Annotated in this window: 17 protein-coding genes; all 17 read right to left on the reverse strand. The window is 38.3% G+C overall.

All coding sequences use genetic code 11. From position 1 onward, the window contains the following. Positions 1-155: 155 nt before the first annotated feature. The 17 genes from LC036_RS08555 to LC036_RS08635 all read right to left on the reverse strand — a co-directional run bounded on the left by LC036_RS08555 (position 156) and on the right by LC036_RS08635 (position 21,389). On the reverse strand, positions 156-680 hold the full coding sequence (locus tag LC036_RS08555; RefSeq protein ID WP_226581045.1) for a DUF6241 domain-containing protein: 525 nt from the start codon (positions 678-680) through the stop codon (positions 156-158). Positions 681-1,342: 662 nt separating this feature from the next. Beyond that, positions 1,343-2,713 (reverse strand): flagellin, encoded by a 1,371-nt coding sequence (locus tag LC036_RS08560; protein WP_226581047.1) that lies wholly within the window; start codon positions 2,711-2,713, stop codon positions 1,343-1,345. 71 nt (positions 2,714-2,784) lie between these two features. Beyond that, a complete protein-coding gene (locus tag LC036_RS08565; protein ID WP_226581048.1) occupies positions 2,785-2,964 on the reverse strand; it encodes a carbon storage regulator in 180 nt (59 codons plus the stop codon). Positions 2,965-3,163: 199 nt separating this feature from the next. After that, a complete protein-coding gene (locus LC036_RS08570) occupies positions 3,164-3,547 on the reverse strand; it encodes a hypothetical protein (protein ID WP_226581050.1) in 384 nt (127 codons plus the stop codon). Further along, a complete protein-coding gene (locus tag LC036_RS08575; protein ID WP_226581052.1) occupies positions 3,544-5,340 on the reverse strand; it encodes a dynamin family protein in 1,797 nt (598 codons plus the stop codon). The genes LC036_RS08570 and LC036_RS08575 overlap by 4 nt, the downstream gene beginning before the upstream one ends. Continuing rightward, positions 5,337-7,244 carry a dynamin family protein gene (locus LC036_RS08580; protein ID WP_226581054.1) on the reverse strand — a complete coding sequence of 636 codons (1,908 nt, stop codon included), beginning with the start codon at positions 7,242-7,244 and terminating at the stop codon, positions 5,337-5,339. The genes LC036_RS08575 and LC036_RS08580 overlap by 4 nt, the downstream gene beginning before the upstream one ends. Continuing rightward, complete coding sequence (locus LC036_RS08585) at positions 7,241-10,279, reverse strand: dynamin family protein (RefSeq protein ID WP_226581056.1); 3,039 nt, start codon at positions 10,277-10,279, stop codon at positions 7,241-7,243. The genes LC036_RS08580 and LC036_RS08585 overlap by 4 nt, the downstream gene beginning before the upstream one ends. Before the next feature lie 443 nt (positions 10,280-10,722). Next, a complete protein-coding gene (locus LC036_RS08590; protein ID WP_226581058.1) occupies positions 10,723-11,835 on the reverse strand; it encodes a hypothetical protein in 1,113 nt (370 codons plus the stop codon). A 393-nt stretch (positions 11,836-12,228) separates the two neighbouring features. Next, positions 12,229-12,444: a hypothetical protein gene (locus LC036_RS08595; protein WP_226581060.1), complete on the reverse strand. Its 216-nt coding sequence runs from the start codon at positions 12,442-12,444 to the stop codon at positions 12,229-12,231. 222 nt (positions 12,445-12,666) lie between these two features. Further along, entirely contained in the window at positions 12,667-12,759 is a 93-nt protein-coding gene (locus LC036_RS08600; RefSeq protein ID WP_226581062.1) for a DnaB-like helicase C-terminal domain-containing protein, read from the reverse strand. A 375-nt stretch (positions 12,760-13,134) separates the two neighbouring features. Beyond that, a complete protein-coding gene (locus LC036_RS08605) occupies positions 13,135-14,553 on the reverse strand; it encodes a UDP-glucose dehydrogenase family protein (RefSeq protein WP_226581065.1) in 1,419 nt (472 codons plus the stop codon). Beyond that, positions 14,550-15,530: an NAD-dependent epimerase/dehydratase family protein gene (locus LC036_RS08610; protein ID WP_226581070.1), complete on the reverse strand. Its 981-nt coding sequence runs from the start codon at positions 15,528-15,530 to the stop codon at positions 14,550-14,552. Before LC036_RS08610 ends, LC036_RS08605 begins: the two co-directional genes overlap by 4 nt. A 247-nt stretch (positions 15,531-15,777) precedes the next feature. Then, positions 15,778-16,047, reverse strand: a complete 270-nt coding sequence (locus LC036_RS18625) for a helix-turn-helix domain-containing protein (protein WP_413229860.1) — start codon at positions 16,045-16,047, stop codon at positions 15,778-15,780. Between the two features lie 359 nt (positions 16,048-16,406). Beyond that, positions 16,407-17,633 carry a glycosyltransferase family 4 protein gene (locus LC036_RS08620; RefSeq protein WP_226581073.1) on the reverse strand — a complete coding sequence of 409 codons (1,227 nt, stop codon included), beginning with the start codon at positions 17,631-17,633 and terminating at the stop codon, positions 16,407-16,409. Positions 17,634-17,661: 28 nt separating this feature from the next. Continuing rightward, the gene (locus LC036_RS08625) at positions 17,662-19,497 is read right to left on the reverse strand and encodes a polysaccharide biosynthesis protein (protein WP_226582475.1); all 1,836 of its coding nucleotides are present in this window, start codon (positions 19,495-19,497) and stop codon (positions 17,662-17,664) included. A gap of 62 nt (positions 19,498-19,559) precedes the next feature. Next, positions 19,560-20,702: a DegT/DnrJ/EryC1/StrS family aminotransferase gene (locus LC036_RS08630; protein ID WP_226582478.1), complete on the reverse strand. Its 1,143-nt coding sequence runs from the start codon at positions 20,700-20,702 to the stop codon at positions 19,560-19,562. Between the two features lie 75 nt (positions 20,703-20,777). Further along, positions 20,778-21,389, reverse strand: a complete 612-nt coding sequence (locus tag LC036_RS08635; RefSeq protein WP_226581075.1) for a sugar transferase — start codon at positions 21,387-21,389, stop codon at positions 20,778-20,780. Between the last annotated feature and the right edge of the window lie 10 nt (positions 21,390-21,399).

Genomic DNA, 21,399 nt, shown 5'->3' on the forward strand with positions numbered 1-21,399 from the left:
CCCTGACAATTATCTCATAAACTGAGTCGGATGCTAAATGAAGACCTAATAAAAAGGACAGTATTGAACTTCTGTATAATCAGGCACCGACATCGACTACATTACCTTTTACCGCCCTAACATACCGGTATCGGGGACAATTATAGAATTATTGGTTAGAAGTTTCGTTTGATATATTCACGTTCTTCATCTTCGCTCATAAGGCCAGTCGCCCTTCCAACCTCCCCGTCTTGCCAACCCCAAATTGTATTGTGAACAGTCATGGCGTTGGAGAAGTCGCCTTCATCCCATGCTTCCAACGACTTCTTATAAAATTTAAAATGCTCATAATGATCTTTAGTTTCTTCAACGGACTTCAATATTCCAAGCATTCGGTCTATTTGTTCCGCCGTTATTTGTTGACTTCCGCGCTTTCTGTTTGCTTTAACCTTTTGGTGCGTCATTTCGTGTAGTGCCTGCATAAAAGCCCCTTCGGAAGGAGTACCGTCTTCTGCAACAGCTTTTATTTCTTTTTGTTCCGTTGGTTCATTGACTTCCTTCATAACCTGCTCTTGTTCTTCCGTTATGGAATTACCACCTGATTGAAATCCTGAAAAAACAAACCAAGCAATTGCTCCGATTACAATAAGAGATAATGCTCCCAGCGAATACATTGACCATTTTAAGACCTTTTCCATCATATAGTTCCTCGTCTCCTTCAACTATTTATGTACCGTGTGAAAACTTAACTTAAATAAGTCGTTCGACAATGTGTTCTTGATTACTTTGAAAATCGATAATTATACGTTTCGGATAATCGTGCATCATTCAACTAACATGTGAGCCAGCTTTTCTGTTTCCTTTTCCATGGAATCTCTTCAGCTACGAATGCTTCACAGCCGCTTGAACGAAGAAGTCGTTTCTTCTTTCCATTTTTTTGTTGCGGTACATACATTTCAAACTACCAACAGAATCGCTGGCGCTAATACCATCATAGTAAGTACATTCTATGACTTCGTACTTTTTTCTCCAACCTTATGTAAGTAAGAGCCTCCCCCTCTAATAATTAGACGATTGAATTAGAAAAAAAGACGGGAATCGATTGAAAAAATGTCTGCTTTGACTTTATATTCTAATCCATACGTCTTCAAGGCATCTGATTGTTCCATATCCTATTCCCAAACTTTCAGGTGGTAGGGTAAACAGAGGAGGGAAACTTTCCGTGACACATGAATGGAAGTAGGAAAAGATAGTCTATGTATTATATACAAAAGCCCCCCACTTCCATTGTATAAGAAGAGGGGGGGTTGGTCTTTAGTACAGATCAAACCAATAAGGTATATGTACTAAAAACTAAATAAAGTTAACGTAAAAGTTGTAGAACACCTTGTGGTTGCTGGTTAGCTTTAGCAAGCATTGCTTGAGAGGCCTGAGCCAAGATAGAAGACTTCGTTTGATTCATCATTTCTTGAGCCATATCCACATCACGAATGCGTGACTCTGCAGCTGTCAAATTCTCAGATGAAGTGCCAAGATTATTTATAGTGTGATCTAAACGGTTTTGTGTAGCCCCTAATTTTGATCGCTCAGATGAAACAGTCTCAATTGCGTCGTTTATAGTAGTTATTGCACCCTCAGCTCCAGTAGTTGTAGTTAAGTCTAGAGATTGAACGCCTAGTGCCTCAGATGACATTGCATTTAATGACAGGTTTGTGGTTTGATTTTCATTGGCGCCTATATGGAAACTCAATGTATTACCAGTTACGTCAATACTAGTATCTACAGCAGAGTCACCTAAATCAGAATCAAAGGATAGTTCTAATCCACCCACATTTGTTTTCCCTGTTGTATTATCCGTAATGGTCTTTGTTTCAACGGTTGTTCCATCTTGAGCTTTAACTGCGAATGTCGCATCTGCTTGAACTTCAAAAGAATAAGTACCATCTGTTGCAGAGCCATCAGTAGTACCTGTAATGTCAAAGTCCCCTACTGTAATGTTACTAGCATTCCAGCTTGAAACATTAGCCGATGCAGTTGAACCCACTTCATTACCATCAGAGTCTTTAATTACAATATCAGCTGTTTCACCAGTACCATCATAATTTGAAACTTCCATTGTATATCTACCTACAGCAACGTCAGACGATCCAGAATTAATTGCGATACTGTTAACACCTGTAACTGCTGAAGCATCAACATCCACCGTTGTAGAAGTTGTGGTTACAGAATAGGTTTCGTTATTAAGGTTGGCATCAAATACTTTAGCACCGGTAATACCTGTATCACCTGCAGTAGATATAGCAGCACCTTTTTCAAAAGATCCATCCATCAATGTTTTACTATTGAATTCCGTATCTGTGGAAATTCGATTAACTTCACTTTTCAGCTGTTCTACCTCTTTTTGAATTTCAGTACGGTCAGCATCAGTATTCGTATCATTGGAGGACTGTACCGCTAACTCCCGCATACGTTGGAGAATAGAATGCGTTTCGTTTAGAGCACCTTCAGCAGTTTGAATCATAGAAACACCGTCTTGAGCATTTTTTTGAGCTTGATCCAACCCACGAATCTGCCCACGCATTTTCTCAGAAATCGCAAGACCAGCTGCATCATCAGAAGCATTGTTAATACGAAGACCAGAAGACAATTTCTCCATTGAATTAGATTGAGCATTGTTCGCTTGTCCTAGCTGACGATAAGTGTTTAACGCCGCGATGTTGTGATTAATTCTCATTTTAAAAAACCTCCATGTAATTGTTTTTCTATACAGCCACGTCCATTTGGCCGTATAAATCTATAATCACTCTATTTTATAGAGTCATTACCCTTGAATACTTCCTCACGATAGAAGTTAAAGGATTTATCCCCTGTAAGCTTCAATCGCAGATGTCCATCTGGAGATTTAACTACTTCAACCTCACAGATTTCGTCCTTATGTTCAATAATAATTTTTTCTCCAGGCTTCCTGCCTAATACTAAAGCCATAGCAATCATCCTCCTTGACGGTTTCATTACTAATATCGGATTAGGAATGAAAGAGTTTAGCTATTTTTTTCACTAGATAAAATTAACCAAAATTTATTACAAATAACTTATGAATTTTCTCCTAAATAGATATACTCCTCAACTTCCACTCATATAAAAAAAGCCACACTAAAAACATAGTGTGACCGTAAATATATTACTAAAAATTTTTATTATTGGACTCTAAACCATCCGGATTCGTACGTGTATAGCCTCCACCTTCAGATACAGAGTGGTTCACATTTGTATTCCCACCCCCGTCCCGGTAATATCCTTCTACGTATGTTCCATCACTTCTAAAATATCCGTCCACGTAATGAGGCTGCACAAAGTGTTCACCTGGTGTCAGATCAAGTTTAGGACACTGATACTGTTGGGCGTGTTTCAGTGGGTCGGGTTGGTCGAAAATTTCCTGCCCACTAAAAGAATTCACATCCAATTGAGGGACCTCATGATGGAGTTCAGTGAGGTTTGTTGAAGGTGAATGGAAGTCCTGATCAAAGGTCTCCCCACTATCGGCGGCTTCTACTATATATTCGCTCATGCAATCGGCTCCTTTTGAATATCATTGGATGATTCTACTTGCAAGATACGCTCTTTATAATCTATTAAACGCTCCAATTCATCTTTACGTACATGAACAGACTTTTTCTTTTCTTCTATCTCATTATTGAGCTGTTCTTGATAGAAGGTGAGCATGCGTTGAAATTCAAGATTTGAGCCTGTTTGTATTTCCTGAGCTGTTTGGTTGATATAGCTATGGAAATGATTGCGTAAGTCTCTGAATATGGCGGTAATATGTTGATCGGTAGCTTCTAGAATATCCGGCTTTACACGCTCCCATGCTTTTCTCTTCAAATGACCCCCAACCAACGGCGCCCCCGCAAAACCAATCACAGGCGCTAAAATCCCCGCTCCTAAAGCTAAAGCGAATACAGTCAATCCGCCTGTCAAAACCCCGGAGATCACAGTAGTATTCGAGGTTTCTGGAGAATCTAAATCAATGACGGATGTAAAACCGACTTGATGATTTTCGCTTTGAATAATAGATTTTCTTTGAAAAGCATTGGACAATCCCTCTGAAATTTCATTTTCTAATTTTTTGAATAAGGTATAAAGAGACGGACTCCTTTGTTCCACCCAATTGGTGATATCTTTTTTTATTTTCCTAGACAAATGTTTTTCAACAAAATTTTGGATGTTATCCCCATGGTGGTATTCAACCGCTTCTTCAATATCCCTTTTTAACTGTTCTTCAAAATAATCGACAGACTTAAGCGTCATGAATGTAATTTCGTCCGTCCGCTCTTTTATATACTCATCCAGCTTATCTCCCCATACATCCTTTTCACTTATCCATCGGTTTAGTTGCTTCTTTTCTACCTCTAGTTCTTCGACAGAGTAGTGGAGCACTTCAGCTCTATTTTCAATCTCTTGTGAAATAGAAAAACATATTTGTTCTAATCGGTTTTCAAAACGTTTGATTTTTTCCTGCTTTGTATCGCCATGGTCAATCAGTTTTTGTATCGCTTGTTTTACCTCATCTATATTTGAAAAGCGATACAGTTCCTTATCTTCGTTTGTAACTCCTTCTAACGCTTCTAAAGCAGAAATGGGAATGATTGTATGATCTTTTCTGCCTGTCCATTGACTAAGACGGCGATTAGCAAATTCTATTGCTTCAGTAATTTCGTCTTCATCTTCCAATTGATCAATAAAATTCGCGATGAAAATAATATTATCCACGCCTTTTTTCAGTAAATAGTCGCTCAAAAATTCCATTTCTGATTTTCTGAAAGGGGAGTGGATATCCACCATAAATAGGATCCCATCCGCGCGCGGAACGAACCTATGAGTAACCGCTATTCGATGTTCATTCAGGTCATTGACACCCGGAGTATCTACAAGAACAACCCTTTGGTCCTCTAAAAAAGGTGGATGAGCAGGAACCTTGATATAGTTGATTTCATTTGGGTCAAAGTCGGCTTTCGCAGTAAACCTTTCCAATGCTTTCATAGTTAATGGAAAAGCCTCTTTGGACCCATCGCTTCTCAAAACTTCTAAATGATTGGCCGAACTTTTATAAAGCATATGGATAACAGCTGTAGTCGGCGTAACATTGACGGGCAGCAAAGGTTCTTCAATTAATGCATTTAAGAATGTCGTCTTTCCATTTTTAAATTCTCCCACGGTGACTAACGTGAAATAGTCTGAGCGCATATCTTGCTGAAGTTCCTCTAACTTCTTTATTTGAGGACTATGGGGTGAAAGTTTCTGCCACTCATCTGAAAACTGTTCGATTCTTTCTAATAATTGGTTCGATCGCTCGTCTTTCACGCCAGCACTTCCTTTCTTGAATCCATTTCCAATTCATCATCCAGTTCATAGAAAGCCTTCTTTATTTCCTGCAGGGTTGTCTGTTGTACATTGATTTCATTCAATCGCTGATCAATCTCGCTTTTTTCCAAGTCTGACTTCCGCTCAATTGTATTGAGCTGCTGCTCTTTTTCTTTTGTTTGGTTATTTACAATTTTACGGTAATTTGTTTCTGTGCCTTTAATAACTGCCTTCCATTCCTTTTTCATGGCTTCAAGCTTTTTCGTCTGACTAGTTGTTAAATCTGTACTAAACTTCCTTCTTGCCTCTTTCCGTTTCTCAGCTTCCGACTTTCCAAAGATGGCGTCCCAAATCCCAGCGACTCCAGCAAAGAAGGTATTGATAACAAAGCCAACCCCTACAGCTGCTTTTCCAAAAAAACTGGTACTTCTTCCCCAAGCAATATCCAATTCCTCATAAATTTCTCTGAACATATCAAAAGAGTTCTCCATCGCTTGGAACTGGACAGATAAGGCAGTTTCATCAACAGGTGTAAGCTCCTCAAACGATCCTTCAATTTCCTTCCACTCTGAATTCAGTGTCTTACTACCAAGTTCGACAATCTCCTTTGTCAATGCCTGCATTTTCTCGACTTTCTCTTTATGGAGCTGACGTTCCCGTTGAGCCAGTTTTCGCTCAACCTTTTCTTCAATTCCGTTTAAGGAAGGAGCCGCATCAAATGTATGTAAAACTTCCTTTTTTATGTCTGCCAACTCATCCTTGTACCATCGTACTAAAACCTGCTCTTTCTTTTGTAGAAACCCCTTAATCTTAGCAAGAGACGCAGCACCACTTTGTTCAAATACCACTAATTGGCTGCGGATTTTTTCGACTTTTTGATTGAGTACTTCGGTTTCCAAATACAGCGCTGATTTTTCAACAGCCAGGTCTTGGGTGACAACTTGGTCAATTAGTCGGATGCTTTTCTGCACAGGACGTTTGAGTTTGACTTTCCCTCGGTCATATTGCAGAAAATCTGCTAAAGCCTCTTCAAAAGCTGGAATTCCTGTTTCTTCAAGGTCTACTGTATTTCTGACACGAAGTTTCTCCCCGTTTTGTAATCGTTTTGCTGTCAAAGCTTGTTTAGCCGAAACAAGATGGACTTTAGGATGTTCAAATACTTCTTTTAAGTTGTTCTTGATATAACCTACGACTTCTTCCTCATCTTTTTCGGTCCTTAGTGCATCTTTAAAATTCGCTACGATAAAGACCTTTTGAATATCTTGATCCAGGAGACGGTCTTTGAGCATCGTCATTTCTGATGCTGATAAAGGTGCTTTTGCTGTTAACAACATAATAGCCACATCTGAGCGCGGAATGATTTCAGAAGCAATTTGGTCTCTTGCTTCATTTCCATCATTTAAACCAGGGGTATCAATGATTCTTACACCATCTTTACAAAAGGCAATCGGGTAACGGACATTCGCATAAGCAATGGTTTGAATGTAAGCGACAGCTTCTTCATATTCCTTCTCAGACTGAACATCCCCTTTGTATGGTTCCATAGGTGCAACCAGTTGTTTAAATTCCTCTTGAGTAATAACTTTCTCCGTTCCATCATGAAAGTGCAGAACAATTTCCGACCTTTCCCCATAAGAAATGTGGTTCAAGATAGTGGTGGTCACTTTTGTAGAAGAAGGTAGAATCTTCTCTCCTAATAAGGCATTTATGAACATTGATTTGCCGCGGCCGAACTCTCCTACCACTGCAATAGTAAAAGGATCATACTTCAGTTCATCTCTGTAAGTCTCCAACTTCGTTTTTTTCACCTGATCGTTCATACCTTCTAGTAGTGCCAGTAAACGATCCGCATGATGATCATAACGGTTTACCAATTTAATATAATGATCGATTGAAAAGCTCATCCTTCTCCTCCTAGGTCTTCCTCTGTACTTTGTTGGTTAGTCTCAACACTATCTTCATTGCTTGATATTTCTGTACTTTCCACCCTTTCATCTTTCAACTGCTCCAGAGTATGATCAGTTATCCTCATAAATCCATCCCTGTTTACGGATACACGATATTGATGGAAAAGATTTTGAATGATACGCACGTTTTCTTCTTCATGATCAATTACTTGCTTCACTTCTATATCAACTATGTAATGTGTGGCATCGTCTTCTTCGATGCCCGAGACCGTATATTCTTGCAGCCCAATTTGTTTACTTTGGTCATCAAAAGCCTCGATTTCCTGCATTAGCTCTTCTTCAGCCGCACTATCTCCTTCATAAAAGCTGGAGGCCAATTCCACAGAATTTGAATTCATCGCCCTAAATTTTTCTACTTGATGATCATACATATAATCATAAATATCTTGACGTGATACCATTTCCAGGGTATTAAACCGTTCCACCTCAACTTCATCACTTACTGTATCTAAGTATTTAATAGACAACGAGTCATCATAATCTCGATAGTTTAACGTATATTCTTTTTCCTTCGCATAATAGTACTGGTCCCCCTTTTCATCTTCATAGGTGAATGTTTCATATGTCTCCACATGAATGACATCGTCTTCTAAAACTTCAGATACAGATAAAACGTCAACATGCTGATCTCGGAACTCGTATACTTCTGGAAGTTCTCTACTAATGTAGTTTTCAAGTACGGAGTATGCTTGACTATTCTCTACCAGGTAAGGACGAACAATAGAAAAATCTTTCCGGTTGAGTGCTCTAAAATATTGCGTCCGGTACTCTTCAAAGAAGCGCTCCACTTGATCGTAAGGAAGGTGGACAGGTACATCCTCAACTTCGGGTTCAGGATCAGACTCCATTTCTGAAGGAGCTACAAATTCTTCCTCCCTATGATTCGACTCTTCCTCTAGTTCTCTATCATCCCTCTCTTCCTCATAAGAGGTTTCATTCACAGCAATTGTTTTAGACTCCATGTTCTTTTCTTCAGGCTCTGAAGCCATCATCTTTCCTATGGTTCCTGTCTGAACGATAAAAAATATAACCATTGCTATTAATGAAAGCTTAAACGCTCTTTTCCGTTTTTTACTTAGCTTTTCTATAAGAGAATAGACAGGGTGGGCCGTTGGTTTGCGCGGAGGATACAACTGCGCACTCTCAACAACTGTCTCGTCTAAGAATGGAATTACAATTCTATTGGCCCTTTTCACCAAGGGCTTTGTATTATGTAGTTCTTTAAAATCCTTCAAGTTCTTTTTAGTAAAATCATACGTCCCATTTAAATGTGAGATCCTCTTAAATACTTGATACGTTTCCTGAAACGATTCGCTCTCGTTTTTTTCCTCAAAGGCTGGGCCAAGACCTTGCACTAACTGACTCACATCTTTTGTAAACGTGTGGATCTTAGAGAGAGACTCTTCCGTTAAGTCCCTGTATTCCTGTTGCTTGTCACCAATATATTGGTTAGCCTTTTCTATTTGCTTTTCCTCATATTTATCAAGGCTAGATAGAAATTCTGACATTAAGGATTGAAATTTTTGATTGAAATCCACTACTTCTTTTGAAATGCGCTGTTGGTCCCGTGCAAGATCTTTATAAAACTTTTCGAGTTTGTTGTAGGATACACGCTGATTAATTTGATCCTCTTCAAAGGCGCGAAGTTCTCCCATCCCCCAAAAGGTTTTGTATTTCAAAGAACTCCATTGGTGCTCTAATCTTTCTGCCCATGCTTCCACATCGTTTTTTTTATCTTGATATTCATTTAGGAACTCGTAATGTTGATTTATCTTATTTGAGAGTTTTTTCAACTCGTTTCTCATCTCATAAAATTGAAAATTTTGCGTTGTCAGCGCTTGAGGCGCTACTGTATTTAGTTTCCAAAGGAGTACATCCAGTTCTTCTAATTCGTCAGTGTCTTGCCTATCCTCATTTTGAAACTCTTCCCAGGTTTCATAAACTTTATGGATAGCCTTAATGGTTTCACGATAATCTTTTAAATTTTCACGGAAATAATTCACATCAAAGGCACAGGAGAAAAGTCTATACTCTTGGAATGGTAACGAATCTCTCACTTTCTCCAGTTCAGGAAATAAACGCAACAAATACCTTTGAAGGGCATGATAAATTCTATCCTGCTTCAATAAGTTATTGACTGATATTATTTGAAACATATCATCCACTGAGGACCAGTTGGTGAGAGTTAATTCCTCATCATCATTTTCCTTTTTAGCTTGTAAAGCATGGTAAGCTGTAATCCCAATCGGTTTCTCTTCAAAAGCATAATCTGTATTCACTTGAACTCTCTTACTATTATCTTCAAGTTCCTCTAACGTCTGCTCTTCCTCTTCATCGTCAACAGCCTCAACCAAACCATCTACTTGGTTAATCACCCCATAAACAGGAACCCGGTATTCTTTAAGTTGTTTGATATACTCATACTCTTTAACTTTTCCCGCGCTCTCCATGTAAAACAACCATACAGCCGCATCAGCTTGTTGAAATGCTTTTTCTGTTATTTTATCGTGCTCAGAATTCGCATCTAAGCCAGGAGTATCTATGATATTTATAAGCTTTAATAGGTCTATAGGAAGCTTAATTTCTATAGCAGATATGTAGGGCTTAATGGCGGTTCCAGGGCCTTCCCTGTCTGTGGAAAGAGATTCCAACCATTCTAGAGGAAATATGTCTGAACGCCCATCATTAAAAGTAACAGCAAGTTCTCTTTCCCTTCCATACACCAACTTGGTTACCATAGCTGTTTCCGGTATAGAAGAAGAACTTAAAAGCTCCTCACCTATAAAAGCATTAATAAAAGTAGTTTTACCACTACCGAATCCTCCCGTTATAAGGAGTTGGATCGGTTCATCGACATCCGTTAAAGACTGATTCAAATCTTTATATAATAAAGGATAATACGAGGTTTGTTTGATCCATTTACTAAAATGAGTTAAAGATGCCTTTAGATTATCTTTCCAAATACCAACCACTCCACTCTTTATGACTATACTCCTAGTAATATCGGTTCTATGGTCTGGTTTTTTAGTAGGAAATGTAAAAAAATAATAGTTATTCCAAAAATGATAATGCTTTTTTCTTACTGTATATGAATAACTGCTAACCACTAAAAAGAGAGTATGAGTCGTTTACCCTGTAATAAAATCCCTCATACCGTGTCAGTGTATTTCCATGCATCCAGATAACAGGGAACTATAACTCTACAAACTTGAAACGTTCGGTCAAATTCCCTATACGCGATATGTTATAGAAACGCGGTATAAACAAAGGACACCCTAAAATCGTAGAATGTCCTCCTTATAGAAGAGTCTCACTTAATAATGCTTAAAACTTCTTCCGCTATATTCCTCTTAATCGTTAATACAATTAACTCACGAAAAAAAGAGTCTGGCATGTGCCAAACTCTTCTTACAACCTATTTCTCCATTTTAATAGACCAATCACCATCAGCCGTCACTACAAAGGCATACATCCCGTTGTCCTGGAACGGTTGTCTCGTAGAACCTTTATACTGACCGATTTCATTAACTAATAAGTTTTGACCATTCAGAAGAACAGCAAAATTAGACTCACCCGCGTGAGTAAAGGAAAGTTTATAGTTGCCACTATCCGCATTCACAAAGACCACGTCGTCGCCGGAACCAGTTAGTGTCGTTGGCGCATCTGGTCTTTCTACAGGGGGAGTCTGGTGAATATCAAAATTCCATGATCCATCGGCTGTTACATTCAAATAGTACGTTCCTGTTGATGGAATCATCGCAAAGGTCTTCCCGTTATAAGTGCCAATGGTGTTTACCAATAGCTCCAGGTTCTGACCAGATTCATCCTGAAGTTCAACCGCGAAATTGGAGCTGCCATTGGAATGAGTGCCGTCAAAAATTGCCCATCCGGCCTGCAGTTCAATTCCATCTGTTGCTGTGTCGCCGCTTCCGCTTAGGTTAATCATGGCATCCTTGCGCGCCTGCTTTGCATCTTCTGTAGCTTTCTCTTCAGCAGCTGCAACCTGCTCTTCACTAAACGCGTTTACCTCATCCATATCAGCAAACGTATGGACGTCCATAATTGTTTCACCGTCTGTAGAAGCAACGACAAATCCATCAGTCGCCTTCAACACATAGCCAACGTTGCCATTTCCAATCGAAACACTTTCGGTGTGTTCCGCGTTCAAGTCTTCTTTGGCATCTTTAAATGCCTGATCCGTCATGTCTTTCTTAACGACTGCCGTAATATCTTCCGTTGAAGCTGGCTCTGGCTCTGGTTCTGGTTCCTTTTCCGCTTCCTCAGACTCAGCTTCTTCCTTTTCTTCCGGCTCTACTTTTTCTTCCTCAGCAGCATCCGCTTCCTTCGTCTCCGTTGCTTCGTCAGCAGGTGCATCGGATAGACTACTAAAAATAACGAACAGCACGAATAATACGCCTGCCACTCCGAAGTTCTTTTTCGTTGTTCCATTCTTCTTAAAAATGGAGACAAACGCCTTCACCAAATATACAAGAAAGCCAATAATTGCAATCCCGGCTAAAAATCCCATAAATATTACCTCCGTGTTACAAATTTGTTACAATACGTATCATTCTAACAGGGAATGGGACTATTAGGCTAGGAAACAACCAAAATCGTTGGTATGTAAGTTCTGGAAATGTTAACTTTGTTATATTTTTATGAATCAATTTCCTTTCATCTTTTCATTAACAGTAACACTCCAACTTTGTTAACTAGCAAAGACAACCAATCACGATATAGCGATACTTCTTTCAACCGCATCGGGGAAAAGCACAGATGAAATAGCCCATCACCGATGAAGGCAATGAGCTATAAGGAGTCCTATAAAAGAACTTTTTTACTATAAGATTTGCTGGTAATACTCGAGTTACTACTAACCTTTCCATTTAATTTTTTTTGACAGCGAGAGAAATCATCTTTATTAAATACTTGAATTAAATCCATATAAATATGCCACCAGCTTGTTGAATTCATCATCCGAGGAACATTCAATTTGTAAATCAATAAAGGTCATGACGACTTCTTCATCATCAAACGGAAAATGGCTGTTATCGACATTGCTTAAGATATCCCTCTTGGATAACCCCTTTTTCAGTAACACATCAACAGCTTGCTTCATCGAAGATACTTCTGCCATGTGGAGGCCCCCTTATTTTACTTTGTTCCTCACCTGTGCGTTTCTCTGTCAGGTCCTATAGATTACTAGAATTGTGAGGAGATTCGGAAGAGTAACAAGGATCAAGAAATGGAACCCTTGTATGTATTATTTACTACATGATCAAGCAATTTTCCTGCTTCCAATGTAGAAGAAGGCACCCGTTCCAGTGAAGAATGACTACTCACTTAAACCTTTACACAATCAGGCATTCTTAAAGCTTCCGTACTCCTTTTCAAACGAAAGCTTCACACTAACGACCGGACCGTTCCGCTGCTTGTCGATAATTAACTCCACTTCTTCCGTCCTGCTTACAATGGTGACACACAGAGTTTAAATTACGTACTAAAACCTTTTTTTATGTCTTCAATTGAAAAAAAGCAAAAAAGGTAAGCAGAGTTTACATTTTTGCTTTATCATTAAAACTTACCCTAAAGTCTTTGGTGATTCCAAACCATTCATAGGTTAATTCACCTCTGGATTAGGAAAATAGTAATCGCATAAAACATTAGGCGGCCTACGTATTCAAAGTGTAAGATGATATAAATATATAATATTTTAAAAGCGTAGCGTCATTAATAGAGAAATGACACTACGCTATCATTTAGGTCTCTATCTCAGGTGATGGCGTGACAAGCATCTAACAGCCAATATTACACCCTTAGAATAGAATTAAATTTTTATTAGTGATGCAGCGGATGTAGTAACCGACTGCTTATGAGAAGGAACCCCTATTCCTTCATAATAAAAACCTATATCCGACAATCCAATATCCTTCAAATAGTTTCTTGTATCTAGAAAATAAGGATTATGCATGCGTTTAAATGCATCCTCCCAGTGGATATAAAGATATTCACTCCAGTGAGTAAGTAACATCACTGCTTCTGCCTCAGTAAAAACGTCAAGCGGATCACTGCAATATTCGATATCTAAATGTCCGTTTAATGATTTAAACATTTCCGCTCCTTGAGGGTCATGAACCTTCACAGTAGCTCCATTTTTTAATAACATTTCAATAATATAAGAAGCTTGTGTATTTCTGGCATCATCTGTATTGGGCTTAAAAGTTAGGCCTAATATACCGATCGTTCGGTTATTTAGTGTCCCTAATGAGCGGACAGCTTTGGAAATGCAATAATCATGCATTTCCTTGTTAGATTTAATGGCCGATGCTACAATTGAGAGCTCACAGTTTTCCTGTTGACTGGTTAAGAGAAATTCTGAAGTGTCCTTTGGAAAACAGCTGCCGCTCCAACCAGAAGAGACTTCAAGGAATTTTTCTCCTATTCTTGAATCCATGCCCATACCTCTAGCTACATCTAAAGCATTTGCGCCTAAAGCATCACTTAATCTTGCCACTTCGTTAATATAACTGATTTTCACAGCTAGAAAGGCATTAGAAGCATACTTAATCATTTCTGAACTTTTAACGTCTGTTTCATAGTATCTGGGTAAAGAAGGATGACATTTTCTATTTAGAGTTATCACATCTGAGAAGGTGTTGAAACCTTCTCGAGTTACAATTTTGCTGTACAGTTTTTTCATAATTTGACTCGCCTTTTCACTATTACTGCCAACTACTATACGATCAGGAAGAAACACATCTTCTAAAGCATATCCTTCTCTAAGAAATTCTGGATTACTAACTACAGCAAATTGTTTTCCATTCTTTAAACCAGAAGTTTCCTCAATAATAGTAGTAACTAAGTCTGCGGTACCAACTGGAACAGTCGATTTATTAACAATTACGGTAAAACCGAATGGATTCAAATTTTCTCCAATGTTTTTTGCCGCGATCTCAACATATGATAGGTCAACATTTCCACCATTGGTTGAAGGTGTTCCTACTGCAATAAATATTACATCAGAATTTGATACATAATTATAGCTATAATCTGCATAAAGTGTGTTACCAATTGTTTTTTTAATTAATATATCCAGTCCAGGCTCATATATTGGACTTCTTCCATTAATTAACGCATCAATTCTTTGTGAGTTTATATCAATTATTGTCGTTCTGTAACCCAATGCCGCAAAAGCGGTGCCAGTGACACAACCAACATAACCTGCTCCTATACAAGATATCTTCATGATTGAACCACCTTCTCTTGCACTTCCATTCGTTTTTCTGTGTAGGAAGCAATTGTTTTTTGCAATCCTTCCTCAAGACTTGTCTTCGGTTCCCACTTAATAAGCCGTTTAGCTTTATCAATCATTGGCCTTCTAACCTTTGGGTCATCGCACGGCAATGGTAAAAAGGTAATCTTACTATTAGAAGAGTTTAGCCTTTTGACAAGGTTGGCTACTTCTAAAATTGTATATTCTGTGGGGTTTCCTAAATTTATAATTTGACCTGTCGCCTGTTCAGATTTCATTGTTAAAAGAAGTGCAGAGACCATATCATCAACGTAGCAAAACGACCTCGTCTGGCTACCATCACCATAAACAGTAATATCTTCTCCTGAGATTGCTTGAGTTACAAAATTTGAAATCACTCTTCCATCATCATTCCGAAGTCCTGCTGAATAAGTATTAAAAAGACGTACAACTTTAGCCTGAATTTGATAGCGCTGAAAATATTCATAGCAATAGACCTCGCCTAAACGTTTTGATTCATCATAACAAGCCCTTGGTCCCCATGTATTTACGTTACCTCGATATGTCTCTGGCTGAGGATGTATTTCAGGATCTCCATATGCTTCGCTTGTACTTGTGTATAAAAATGAAGCTTTTTCTCTATATGCCAAATCAAGCATATTTTTTGTACCTATAGTGTTAGCGGCAATTGTTTCGAAAGGAGCTTCCTGATAGAATTTCGGGGAAGCCGGGGAAGCGAGATGAAAAATTTCCTCAATGGCAAAAAGTTCATCTAACTCTAATACCATTGGATCGGTAACATCGAATTTAAGAAAAGTATAATTTTCATGCCGAAGGAGCTCCATCACATTCTCTTCATGGCCTGTGGAAAAGTTATCAATTCCGATTACTTTATTTCCCCTGTCAATTAATTCTTGAGCTAGATGGGAACCCAGAAATCCCGCTGCTCCTGTTATAACTATCTTTTTCAATTTTCAGCCACCCTTTCATTAATAGAAAGTAAGATATCTGCCTGCAGCCATGTCTTAAAGAGGAATAAATATTCTTCCTGTATTTGTCACCACACCTTTTTGGAACACTCGTTTTAGATGAAATATACTAATCATTTCAAATACTGCGTTTATCAAGTGATTAGATTTAATGAAAAACTACTTCAGTTTTCAACTTTGTTCATAACCCTTCTGTATATAATTCTCAATAGAGAACGATGGGGTGCAATTATTTATATTTCGTGCAGGATGACTTCACCAATTTATTAATATCAATTTCTAAAGCTTCAGCAATTTTCAATACTATTCTCAGGCTAGGATTATTGACCTTACCTCGTTCCAATAGACTAAGATAAGCCTTTGAGACCCCTGATTTCCTCGAAAGAGAAGACAATGAAATTTGCCGATCCATACGTAATTTTTTTATCTTTTTCCAGTTCGCTAAATGACTCCCTTGATTGCTCATGCCATCGTCCTTCATCCTAAAATATCCATTCATAAATTTTTCAATGTCACATCAACATGAATTCCAAATGAGGTTCCGGCAGCTTTCACTTTTATATTCATTAATGGTAGTTCCTTCGTTATCTTTAGTTGTCTACCAAATAACTCCTTCAGACATGCTTTTAATGTACTTATTACGATGGTTAATGTCCTCCTCGTTGTAGTCCTTTGAGACTTGGATTACTCATTCTATAAAAATTGAATTAGCTCATTCTAATCTTCTAGCACCCGCTAAAAATCCACAACTGCACCAAATGTCTCATATTTCTTACTTTTTCTATCCCTAGTGGTTCCATAATAATGGGGCAGGACTCTCAATCTAATTTTCAGCTGATTTTTTGGTTATTCTTATTGTTAAATAGTGGCTTGTTCGACCATATCATAGATTCTTCCATACGTGTTTCTTCGGTCAAACCGTTCTTCGGCAAGACTTCTTGCGTTATTACCCATCTCTTTGCATAACATGCGGTCGTTATAAAGTTTCTTAATTAACTCTGCCAGCTGTTTATAATCACCTGGATTGTAATTAAATCCTATTTGGTATTCTTTAACTAATTGAACGAATTCTTTATTTAAACTGCTGTTCAGAACAGGGAGTCCGGCTGAAACAAAGTCAGCAATTTTATACGTAATGCTCTGCTGTGCTCCTTTTACAAGTGCATTGGCAGCAACTTCTGAGTTAGCAAGCAACGGCACAACCTCTTCATAAGTCATTTGACCTGTGAAATGAACTGGTGCATTTAACTTATTTGCTAATTCTTTAAACTTGTCTAATAAAGGACCAGCACCCGCAACTTTAAAAACAATATTATCTATCCCCTCATTCTTTAGGAGTGCCACACTTTTAATAACTGTATCAAGGTCATGACTATGTCCTACCATACCAACATACGTAATCCAGAATTCTTCAGGATCTTTTTTAATGCTTTGCTGCTTACATTGATCAAAGTAACCAAGATCAGTACCTAGATAAATGGGGGCATAATCTTTAGCCTTTTTATTTGCCATCTCTACTCGATTAACATAACTTTGTGAAAGACCAATCACATAATCAGCCATATTATAGATAGTGTTTGCATAAATGGTAAGAGGATATAGAACTGTATCAACCAACCTGTCTGGAAGTGTTACCACGCTCTTTATGGATTCAGGCCATGTATCAATCACATCGATCATAAATGGAATTCCATGTTTTTTAGCGTGCTTTCCCACAACACTTGTTGTATCCATCGGGGGATAGGTACAATACAAGACATCAGGATCTTTTTCAAGATTTTCTAAATACCCTTTTAATTGTTTGGATAGAAAGTTATGGCTCCTAATGCGATCAAAACCAATATTTTTTTTATAACCCGTTTCGTCAAGTAGAACGATGTCGTAAGGCAATTCTGCTGATAAGGCAGCAATTTTCTTTTTATCTCGAAAGTCCTTATCATAATGAAGAAAGTTGCTTGTAACCAAGGTGACATTATGCCCTCGATTTGCAAGATTTTCTGCTATATAAGGCGAACGGTGAAACCCCTTTTCTCCCGGGAGTACAGTATAGGGTGTAATAAGATAAACATTCTTTACTTGTGTCATGTCTTTGAGCCTCCAATTTTTTAAACAGTTATACTAAAACCGTCCTGTTTACCTTTTCATTCTCATCTTCTTGTACTGGATTTGTAATAGAAAGAAGTAATTCTCTTAATCCCTCCCCGTTCACACTGCTCAACTCATGAATATTATTCAAAATTTCTTCTGTATGAACTTCTATTGAACTTCCAACATATATTTTAGGGTGAATTTGTTCGTTCTGAATTTCATATTCGTTCAGTAACTCTTCATATAGTTTTTCTCCTGGTCGTATTCCTGTAAATTGGATCTCTATTTCATTTTCAGTTAACCCTGATAATTTAATAAGATTTTTAGCAAGGTCTAATATCTTGACAGGTTTGCCCATATCAAGCACGAAAATTTCTCCTCCTGTAGCCAGGGCAGCAGCCTGCAGAACAAGTTTGGATGCTTCAGGAATAGTCATAAAGTATCGTTGCATTTCAGGATGGGTAACGGTTACAGGACCGCCTTTTTTAACTTGTTCCTTAAATAGCGGAATAACACTTCCCCTGCTTCCGAGAACGTTACCAAACCGTACCGCGACAAAACGGGTAATGCTTTCATTGTTAAGTTCTTGTATAACCATTTCTGCTACTCTCTTAGTTGCCCCCATTACACTTGTAGGATTTACTGCCTTATCTGTTGAAATCATGACAAACGTCTCCACACCTGCAGATGAAGCAGCTTCAGCAACATTTTTAGTTCCAAAAATATTATTGTGCACTGCTTCAGCAGGATTTTTTTCCATAAGGGGAACATGTTTATGGGCTGCCGCATGAAACACCACCCCTGGGTTATAAATGTTCATAATTGAAAACATGCGATCCCTGTCTTTAATATCAGCAATCTCAGTTATTAGCTTAATGTCACCTTCGGCTAACGACTTTAGTTCTTTTTCTATTGAATAAATACTATTTTCACCATGACCAAGTAGTACAATGGTAGAAGGACTGAACTGAATTACCTGTCTACAAATCTCTGAACCTATAGATCCACCCGCTCCTGTTATCAGCACGACGCGGTTTGTAACCATACTTTCAATCGATTGAATGTCTAGGTTAATGGGCTTCCTCCCTAATAAATCATCTACTTCTACATCCTGAATATCATTAACCGACACCTTACCGGTCACAAGATCTTCAATCATAGGCAGCATTTGTGTCTTAACATTCGTTTTCTTGCATTCTCCATAAATCCGATTAAGTTCAATTTTATTTAGAGATGGGATTGCAATAATAATAGACTCTATCTTGTGTTGAACCACTATTTGCTGCAGAGAGTCTATTCCCCCTACCACAGGAATACACAATATATCCAAATACTGCTTTTGTTTGTCATCGTCGACAAAAGCAACCGGTTTTAAGTCACATTCACTGCTCTGATTGAGCTGTCTCGCTAATAATGTCCCAGCTGAACCAGCTCCGATAATCAATGTCCGTTTATCTCTTAACCTTTTCTTCTCTTTCTGTTTATCCCTGAGAATTCTCCAAGAGAATCTGGAGCCACTTATAAGGAAAAATTGCATCATCCAAATGAAGACAAAAAGCCTTAGGTATATTTCCTGAATCATAATGAATTGAAGCAATGCTGCTGTCAGAACAGAATAAGTCACTGCCTTCACTATAAGAATCATTTCTCCTGTACTGGCGAATTCCCACGCTCTTTTATACAAATTATATTTATGAGCAAAGATGTAATGGCTAATAACAAGTGCAGATGCAACGACTAATAGTGAGGTAGTAAAGACCTGGGATATAGGAAAAACCAAAAGTAGCGTCGAGTAAAATGAACATAGGACAATTAAGGAATCCAACAGAGATAAGGAGTAAAATCTCTTTTGAATACTCACCATAACCATTCTCCTTTCAAAATTAAACCATCCCATTCTTAATAGAGAACGATTTCTTATATTTACACGACCAATGGATTTGTCGAGCACTCTTTCTGCTTAAGAATAACCTTCTTAATTGTATTAATAACATGGTACTGTTCTTCCTTTGTCATATTTGTACCGGAGGGAAGACATAACCCGTTCTCGAATAATCTCTCAGCTACACTGCTTCCTTCGTGCACTTGAAAAATTGGAGCTTCATTAAACAAAGGCTGAAGGTGGAGAGGTTTCCACACTCGTCGGGCTTCTATATTTTCTTTCTCTAGAGCTTCAATCAATTTCAACGGTGTTGTTGAGGTTTTTGCTTGGTCAATCATTAGGGTCGTCAGCCACCGATTATGCCTACTATCTCTGTATTCTTTCATAAACGTAATCCCGTCCAAGCTCCCGAGCTCTTCTTCGTATCGAAAAAATATCTCTCGTTTCTTCTCTACTCGTTCCTCAATCGCCTGAAGTTGAGCAATGCCTATTCCAGCAAGGATATTGCTCAATTTGTAATTAAAACCCATCTCACTGTGCTGATAATGTGCTGCTTTATCCCGGGCTTGTGTAGATAAAAACCTGGCTTGTTCAATATCTTCTTTATTATTTGTGACAAGCATGCCACCACCAGAAGTTGTGATGATTTTGTTTCCATTAAATGAAAAGATCCCGAAGTCGCCAAAGCTTCCACTTTTTTTCCCTCTATACTCCGCACCAAGTGATTCAGCGGCATCTTCTATAATGGGGACTCCAAACTCATGACAAACCCTTATAATTTCGTCCATTTTCGCTGTTTGTCCATATAGATTTACAACTATCACAGCCTTTGGTAACGGGCCATCTTTCGCAGCATTTTGAAGTGCTTTTTCAAGTGAAACTGGACACATGTTCCATGTTTCAAATTCGGCATCAATAAAAACTGGCGTTGCCCCTTCATACAAGATTGGATTTGCACTCGCTACAAAAGTAAGGGTTGAACAAAAAATAACATCACCTTTTTTAACATTAAGCAAGCGCAGAGCCAAATGAATAGCAGCTGTTCCAGAACTCACTGCCAATGCATTATTTACCTTCACATAGTCTGCAAGATTGGCTTCAAATTGATCCACATTCGGTCCTAAAGGAGCAATCCAATTCGACGAGAAAGCTTTATTTATATATTCCTGTTCATTGCCCGTCATATGTGGCGGAGATAGATATATTCTTTTATTTAAGGATTTCAATTTTCTACCCTCCATTTAGAATAACAAGATATTTCATTCAGACTTGACCAGCTTTTTTCTTTCAACGTCCAAATCAGACAGGACTTCCCGTTGAACCTCTATCATCCCATCCCTTAGAAGAACTTTCTGGATAGTTTGCATTAATATATATAGGTCCATTCTTATAGACATTGTTTCTACATATTTAATATCAAGAGCCAATCTCTTTTCCCATCCCAAACAATTTCTTCCAGACACCTGCGCAAGACCTGTAATTCCAGGTCTCACCAAATGACGTTTATTTTCTTCTGGTGTATAGTAAGGCAAGTATTTTACGAGTAACGGTCTCGGTCCCACTAGACTCATATCTCCCTTTAATACATTCCATAGCTGAGGCAATTCATCCAGACTAGACATTCGAATGAATTTCCCAAATGCGGTAATGCGTTTGTCATCTGGCAAGTCATTCCCATCTCCATCCTTTGCGTTTCTCATAGATCGGAATTTATAAACGATGAAAGTCTCACAATGTTGTCCTACTCTTTTTTGTTTAAAAATGACCGGAGAACCAAGCGTTAACTTTACCAATAGCCCCACCGTTGCAATTAGTGGAGATAAAATAATGATGGTTGCCAAAGCTGCGAACAAGTCGCTAAGCCTCTTCATTTATACCCCT

This window comes from Halobacillus litoralis (genome assembly GCF_020524025.1).
GTDB classification, from domain to species: Bacteria; Bacillota; Bacilli; order Bacillales; family Halobacillaceae; genus Halobacillus; species Halobacillus litoralis_D.

Excerpts from the sequence above, each read along its gene's own strand:
- LC036_RS08635 (WP_226581075.1), bottom strand. The coding sequence starts at position 21,389 with ATGAAGAGGCTTAGCGACTTGTTCGCAGCTTTGGCAACCATCATTATT.
- LC036_RS08590 (WP_226581058.1), bottom strand. The coding sequence starts at position 11,835 with ATGGGATTTTTAGCCGGGATTGCAATTATTGGCTTTCTTGTATATTTG.
- LC036_RS08580 (WP_226581054.1), bottom strand. The coding sequence starts at position 7,244 with ATGAGCTTTTCAATCGATCATTATATTAAATTGGTAAACCGTTATGAT.
- LC036_RS08560 (WP_226581047.1), bottom strand. The coding sequence starts at position 2,713 with ATGAGAATTAATCACAACATCGCGGCGTTAAACACTTATCGTCAGCTA.
- LC036_RS08595 (WP_226581060.1), bottom strand. The coding sequence starts at position 12,444 with ATGGCAGAAGTATCTTCGATGAAGCAAGCTGTTGATGTGTTACTGAAA.
- LC036_RS08555 (WP_226581045.1), bottom strand. The coding sequence starts at position 680 with ATGATGGAAAAGGTCTTAAAATGGTCAATGTATTCGCTGGGAGCATTA.
- LC036_RS08605 (WP_226581065.1), bottom strand. The coding sequence starts at position 14,553 with ATGAAGATATCTTGTATAGGAGCAGGTTATGTTGGTTGTGTCACTGGC.
- LC036_RS08620 (WP_226581073.1), bottom strand. The coding sequence starts at position 17,633 with ATGACACAAGTAAAGAATGTTTATCTTATTACACCCTATACTGTACTC.
- LC036_RS08565 (WP_226581048.1), bottom strand. The coding sequence starts at position 2,964 with ATGGCTTTAGTATTAGGCAGGAAGCCTGGAGAAAAAATTATTATTGAA.
- LC036_RS08630 (WP_226582478.1), bottom strand. The coding sequence starts at position 20,702 with ATGACGGGCAATGAACAGGAATATATAAATAAAGCTTTCTCGTCGAAT.
- LC036_RS18625 (WP_413229860.1), bottom strand. The coding sequence starts at position 16,047 with ATGAATGGATATTTTAGGATGAAGGACGATGGCATGAGCAATCAAGGG.
- LC036_RS08570 (WP_226581050.1), bottom strand. The coding sequence starts at position 3,547 with ATGAGCGAATATATAGTAGAAGCCGCCGATAGTGGGGAGACCTTTGAT.